This is a genomic window from Pseudomonas sp. BT-42-2, assembly GCF_025847435.2.
GTDB lineage: Bacteria > Pseudomonadota > Gammaproteobacteria > Pseudomonadales > Pseudomonadaceae > Aquipseudomonas > Aquipseudomonas urmiensis.
The window spans coordinates 1-6,709 of record NZ_JAOYTM010000035.1; the positions used below are offsets into that span (position 1 = coordinate 1).

A 6,709-nucleotide genomic window follows, 5' to 3' on the forward strand; every position below is an offset into this window, starting at 1 on the left:
AGGTACGGCGCCGCTCGAACGGTCGGCGCCGTACCTGTGGGAGCGGGCTTGCCCGCGAAGGGGCGCAAAGCGGCCCCAAAATCTTAAGTGAACAGCATTAGCTCAATTCAGATACCGATGCGCCCGCAGCTGCTGCGCCAGCCTATCGATGAAGGCGCGCACCTTGGCCGAGCCGTACTTGCTTTCCCGGTGCAGCACATGAATCGGCCAAGGCGCCTCCTCGTACGCTTCGAGCACCACCTGCAAACGACCGGCAGCCAGATCCCCTGCCACCTGATAGGACAGCAGCCGGGCGATCCCCAGGCCAGCACTGGCGGCCACGATGGCCGCATCATTGCTGGTAACGGTCAGGCGCGGCTTGAGCCGAACCTGGATCGGTTCATGGGCCGGCCCGAACTTCCAATCCAGTCGCGGTGACACGCCGCTGGCAGCGATCACGGTGTGCTGCACCAGTTCACTCGGATGCTGCGGCACGCCGTAGCGTTCGAGGTACTCCGGCGAGGCGCACAACAACCGGCGCACCTGGCCGACGTGCAAGGCCTTGAGGCCCGAGTCGGGCAGCGGACCGATGCGCACCGCGACGTCCATGCCCTCCTCCACCAGGTTGACCACCCGATCGAGAAAGTACGCCGACACATCAACCTGCGGGTAGGCCTGCAGGTAGTCGACGATGCAAGGCATGACGAAGGCCTTGCCGAACAATAGCGGTGCGGTGACCGAGAGATTGCCCTTGGGCGCTGCATTGACCCCGGCGGCTGCTTCGTTGGCTTCGGCGATGCTGGCGAGAATATTGCGGGTGTCCTCCAGATAGCGGTTGCCCGCTTCAGTCAGGCGCACACTGCGGGTGGTGCGCAGCAGCAGTTTGACCCCGAGTGTTTCCTCCAGCGTGCTGATTGCCCGGGTCACCGCCGCGGGCGAGATGCCCAGACGGCGCGCGGCGCCGGCGAAGCTCTCGAGCTCGCCGACTGCCACCAACACCTTCATCAGGTGGATCTGATCCATGCCGCGCCCCCGTGGTTGTCGTGGGGCGATTATTCGCGGGGCCAACCCGCTTGCACAAGTGCGGCGTTCTATAGATCCAGTACTAACGGTTGAGCGCTGTCACCCTCTAGCTGAGCTGGAACTGCGCAGCAGATCAATACTGAGCCGCTGTCCGGCAGTTCTGCCGGTGGATTCGGGTAGTGCACCTGGCCACTGAGCACACGGGTCTTGCAGCTGCCGCACGAACCGCCCCGACAACTGAAGTCCGGTGACAGACCGCGATTCTCCGCCAGTTCCAACAGGCTGCCGCTGTCGGGTGTCCAGCGTGCCTCCTTGGCGGAGCCGGCGAAATACACCGGCACTGGCACACTGGCTGCGGGCGGCTGCATCAGGGGCGGCTGCGAGGCATCGCCGTGGCGTTTGAGCGTTGAAGGTCCGAAGGCCTCGGCATGCAGGCGATGATCCGGCACGTTTACAGTACGTAGTCCGTCGTAGATATCCTGGGTGAAACCAGGGGGGCCACACAGATAGAAGTCGTAGTCATCCAAGGCCAGGCGACTCTTGATCTGCTCAATACCCAGGCGCCCCGTGAGCTCGTAATCGCGTCCCTGTTGCGCATGCGCTTCCGGCTGGCTCAGGGCTCGGTGCACGCTCAGCGCACTGTTGGCCTGCCGCAGCGCAGTCAGTTCCTGTTGGAATGGCAATTCAGCCAGGCTTCGAGCGCCTTGGAACAGATGAATAGGTCGGCTGGGATGGCGCGTCAGTTGCTCGCGCAGCATTGCCCAGAGTGGGGTGATCCCCACGCCCGCGCCAATCAGCACGACCGGGCGCGGGCTGTCGCTATCGAGCTTGAAACTGCCCATCGGTAGGCGCACCTGCAGCAGGTCACCCACGGCAACCTGTTCATGCAAGTGCCGCGATGCAGGGCCTTGCGCCCTGACGCTGATACGCACATAGCCATCGGCGGGAGCACTGGACAGGCTGTAGGTACGCACCACTGAGTCCTCGCCCAGGCGAACACGCACAGGGATGTGCTGACCTGCGGCGAACGGCACGGGCGAACCGTCCTCGGGTTGCAGATAGAACGAGCGGATATCGCGGCTCTCTTGCGCTATCTGAAGCACACGCCAACTCTGCCACTCTCGTTGGGCCTTGCTCTGTTTCAGGCGCTGCTCGGCCTCGGCCCAGGTGCCGGTCATCAGGCTGGTCGGCGCATACTCCTCGAACGCCCAACGCAGCGACACGCCAGCTGGGCGCCACACCACTTGCTCGACTTCTAGCGTCCACAGCCGCTCGGCACCTTCGAAAGCGGCTATGGCCGGGCTCTCCAGAATCAGCTCGGTGCGACCTGAGAGCTGCAGCACATTGCCACTAGCGAAATCGACGAATAGCAGCCCGGCCCGTGGAGTGAGCAGCAAATTGCCGAGGGTGTTGAAATGCAGGTTGCCGGCATAATCGGGGATGGTCAGGCGATTACCCTCGACCTTGATGAAGCCTGGGCGACCTCCCCGGTGCGAGACATCCACCGAACGCTGAGCGTCGTCGTGATCGACGTAGCTTGCGACAAAAAAGGTGTCGGCCGACTCGATCATCGCAATCGTCGAAGCATCCAGTGCGGTCGAATCCTCACGCGGCAGTGCGGGTTGGTCGACTCGCCGGTAATTACGCAGTTGAATGTATTGCGGGCAGTTGCCGAACGATTGCTCCACTTCAACCAGCAGCTGTCCCCCTGCGGCCTGGCTGATCTGGCCATTGATGCGATTGCGTCGCCGGGTGTGCAGCTCGATGCCCAGCAGGCCAATTGCTTGGCCCACGACAATACCTGATGCAGCAGGATCATCAGCTGCCGGTGTAGCGGATATCACAAGCTGGCGGGGTTCGGGTGAGGTGACAAAGCCTTCTGGGCCTTCGAGCAGGGTTGCCCAAGGCCTGCCCTGGGCATCTACCGTACCTGCCACCATGAACGGCAACTGATGGTAGAACTGGCGATGCTGATCGGGCATGTAGTCGCGAATGACCTTTTGCCCGAACTGCTCCATGCGCTCGGCGACGCCAACCTTTTCCTGCAGGCTTTTTTCGCCGGCGTGCCAAGGCGAAGTTCGATGTTGTGCGCGCATGGTGGCATACCTCGCAGCGTTGGGTGGCGATCAATTTGCGCTTTGCAGGCCCACAGCGGTGCGTGGCATCGCTACGAATCCGGGCAGCGCCTCGATGCGCGCCAACCAGGCACGGACGTTAGCGTAGGGCTCCAGCGACACATTGCCCTCCGGCGCGTGGGCGATGTAGGAGTAGTTGGCGATATCAGCGATGGTGGGCGTATCCCCGACCAGGAATGGCGATTTGGCCAGTTCACGGTCCATCACTGTCAGCAGCGTGTGGGCACGTGCGATGACTTCCTCGGTGTTGAACGTCGCGCCAAAAACAGTCACTAACCGCGCAGCGGCGGGGCCATAGGCGAGCGGCCCGGCAGCCACTGACAGCCAGCGTTGCACTTGGGCGGCCGCGTGGGCTTGCTCGGGCAGCCAGCGGCCCTCGCCGTAGGTCTTGGCCAGATACACGAGGATGGCATTGGAATCGGCGATCACTGTGCCGTTATCGTCGATCACCGGCACTTGGCCGAACGGGTTGATGGCCAGAAACTCGGGTTGCTTGTGTGCGCCCTTGGCCAGATCAACCAACACCAGTTCGGTGGGCAGGTTGAGCAGCGAGAGCATCAGCTCGATGCGATGGGCATGGCCAGATTTCGGGAAGTTGTACAGTTTGATGGCAGTTGACATGATTGCGCTCCAGGCGGGTTAGGCTGTGGAACACATGCTGCACCTAATCTGCGGGCAAAAGAATCAGTGCGAGGGGCAATCCATAATTTCGCCAAGCGAAATAATCATTAGCGAGCCATTCACGGCCAAAGCGCGAATGGCGCTGCACGAATAACTCAGTGGCGCTGCTGCTTCTGGTAGCGATACAAGCCACGCGCGGCATCGATAACCAGCGGCATGCACGCTTGCAGCTCATCGAAGCTCATCGAGTCGAGCAACTCGAAGTTATCTTCCAGGCCATGCAAGGAGATCGCCTTGAGCAGTGCATCCTGCTCCGGTGGCAATGCGTCCCACTGGGCGACCTGGGTGCCACGCATGTAGCCAAAGCACCACTCTTCGAGAATGATCGCCGGCCCTTCTTCGCCCTCGCTCTCTTCGAACAACGGCTCGAAGTGCTCCAACTGCTCGGCTAGTTCCGCGGCTACGTCATTGCAGTAACGCAGCATCAGTGCGGTGTAGGCCTCTTCATGAGCAGGACGTTTGAACTTAGGCACTTTGCCGCCGCTGACGGCGGGTAGCCATTTTTCCGGGGTGACGGTGATTGGCGAGCTGGCAAGCGCGGTAAAGAAACCATTGAGCTCGGCCAGGTTGAGTACGGAGAAGTCGTTGCCGTAGGTGATCAGCAGGTCTTCGAGGCGGGCGAGTTCTTTTTCATTGAGGCGGGGAAGCATGAGTCTGGGTGTCCTGGGTAAGGAGTTGGAGTGCACCCTAGCACATGATCAGGTGAAGCACAGAGGTGTTGTCTGGGCGGGCCTCATCGCGGGTCAAGCCCGCTCCCACAAGGCCTGTACTGGCTCTGTGGGAGCGGGTATGTACCGCGATAGAGCGTCAGCGTTTAGACCGCCAGCGCGCGCTCACGCAGCTCGCTGTTGAGGATGCGGTCGTTCTCGCTGTAGTCGACCGGGCAGTCGATCACGTGCACGCCTGGGGTCTTGATGCAGTGCTCGAGCAGCGGCAGGAAGCCTTCGGCGCTTTCCACACGGTGGCCGTTGGCACCATAGGCTTCGGCGTATTTGACGAAGTCCGGGTTGCCATAGTCCAGGCCGAAATCGGTGAAGCCCATGTTGGCCTGCTTCCAGCGAATCATGCCGTAACCGTCGTCACGCAGGATCACCACGGTGATGTGCATGCCCAGACGCACAGCGGTTTCCAGCTCCTGGCTGTTCATCATGAAGCCGCCATCGCCGCACACCGAAATCACCGGGCGATCTGGGTAGACCAGGTGCGCCGCCATGGCCGATGGCAGGCCGGCGCCCATGGTCGCCAGGGCGTTGTCGAGCAGCACGGTGTTGGGCTTGTGCGCCTTGTAGTTGCGGGCAAACCAGATCTTGTAGATACCGTTGTCCAGGGCCACGATGCCTTCGGATGGCAGCACGCGGCGGATATCGGCGACCAGACGCTGTGGGTAGACCGGGAAGCGATCGTCATCGGCACCTTCGGCGATCTGCACTTCGTTGGCATCACGAATCGCCATGAGGCGAGTGAAGTCCCAGTGCGAGGTATCGCCCAGGCCTTCGGCAATCTGCCAGACGGCGTTGGCGATGTCACCGATCACTTCGACCTGCGGGAAGTACACGGCATCGACTTCGGCGGAGCGGAAGCTGATGTGAATGACTTCAGTGCCGCCACGGACCATGAAGAACGGCGGTTTTTCGATCACGTCGTGGCCGATGTTGATGATCAGGTCGGAAGCTTCGATCGCGCGGTGCACGAAGTCACCGGACGACAGCGCAGCATTGCCCAGGAAGCGTGGGCTGCGCTCATCGACCACACCTTTGCCCAGCTGGGTGGTGACGAACGGAATGCCGGTCTTGTCGATCAGTTGCTTGAGGACTTTGGCGGTCATCTTGCGGTTGGCGCCGGCACCGATGACCAAGATCGGGCTGCGGGCGGTGCGCAGTTTCTCGATGGCGGCTTCGATGGCCACATGCTCGGCCAGCGGGCGGCGGTGCAGGCTGCGCGGGATCGGCATGGCATCAGTCTGCTCGGCAGCGATGTCTTCCGGCAGTTCCAGGTGCACGGCACCCGGCTTTTCTTCTTCAGCCAGACGGAAAGCTTCACGCATGCGCGCGGGGATGTTGTCGGCCGAGGCGAACTGGTGGGTGTACTTGGTGATGGGAGCCATCATGCCGCACACGTCGATGATCTGGAAGCGGCCCTGTTTGGACTTCTTGATCGGCTTCTGGCCGGTAATCATCATCATCGGCATACCGCCCAGGTAGGCGTACGCACTGGCGGTCACCAGGTTGGTCGCGCCAGGGCCGAGGGTCGACAGGCTGACGCCGGTCTTGCCGGTCAGGCGGCCATAGGTGGCGGCCATGAAGCCTGCGGACTGCTCGTGGCGGGTCAGTACCAGCTTGATCTTCGACTTGCGCAGGGACTCCAGCAGGTCGAGGTTCTCCTCACCAGGAATGCCGAACACATACTCGACACCTTCGTTTTCCAGGCATTGCACAACGACATCGGCGGCCTTAGCCATCTTGCTTGTTACCTCAAGTAGTAGGACGGTGGAGACGTCCAGGACGGTCAGCACGGTGTACTGACTTCGGTCTGTCGCGGGCGGAAGGTGCCCCCGAATCTAAGTCTTGACGCTGACTATGTGCGAGAAAGTCACGTCGTTGAACTGCAATATTGTCGCACCTATCGTGTAGGAGAAATGTACTTGTTCGGACAAAATGCATTTGCTTGAGGGGGAAAGGCGGGAGGGGTGGTACCAGAGGCCTCTTCGCGGGCAAGCCCGCTCCTACAAGGGGTGCGGCAAGGCCAGGTATCGGGCGCGGCAATATAGCAGGCCGGAAAAGACAAAACCCCTACCTGCTCGCGCAGATAGGGGTTTTGCGAAATGAATCTTGACGATGACCTACTCTCACATGGGGAAACCCCACACTACCATCGGCGATGCATCGTTTCAC

At 61.4% G+C, this 6,709-nt stretch carries 5 protein-coding genes; all 5 read right to left on the reverse strand.

The window, feature by feature from the left end; genetic code table 11:
- Positions 1–102: 102 nt before the first annotated feature.
- The 5 genes from OIU19_RS25130 to OIU19_RS25150 all read right to left on the reverse strand — a co-directional run bounded on the left by OIU19_RS25130 (position 103) and on the right by OIU19_RS25150 (position 6,276).
- Entirely contained in the window at positions 103–1,002 is a 900-nt protein-coding gene (locus OIU19_RS25130; RefSeq protein WP_264237283.1) for a LysR family transcriptional regulator, read from the reverse strand.
- A gap of 68 nt (positions 1,003–1,070) precedes the next feature.
- The gene (locus OIU19_RS25135) at positions 1,071–3,098 is read right to left on the reverse strand and encodes a pyridoxamine 5'-phosphate oxidase family protein (protein ID WP_264237284.1); all 2,028 of its coding nucleotides are present in this window, start codon (positions 3,096–3,098) and stop codon (positions 1,071–1,073) included.
- 30 nt (positions 3,099–3,128) lie between these two features.
- The gene (locus tag OIU19_RS25140; protein WP_264237285.1) at positions 3,129–3,758 is read right to left on the reverse strand and encodes a glutathione S-transferase family protein; all 630 of its coding nucleotides are present in this window, start codon (positions 3,756–3,758) and stop codon (positions 3,129–3,131) included.
- Between the two features lie 155 nt (positions 3,759–3,913).
- Positions 3,914–4,468, reverse strand: a complete 555-nt coding sequence (locus OIU19_RS25145) for a UPF0149 family protein (RefSeq protein ID WP_264237286.1) — start codon at positions 4,466–4,468, stop codon at positions 3,914–3,916.
- Between the two features lie 164 nt (positions 4,469–4,632).
- Positions 4,633–6,276, reverse strand: coding sequence for an acetolactate synthase large subunit (locus OIU19_RS25150; RefSeq protein WP_264237287.1), 1,644 nt, complete (start codon positions 6,274–6,276; stop codon positions 4,633–4,635).
- Positions 6,277–6,709 lie beyond the last annotated feature (433 nt).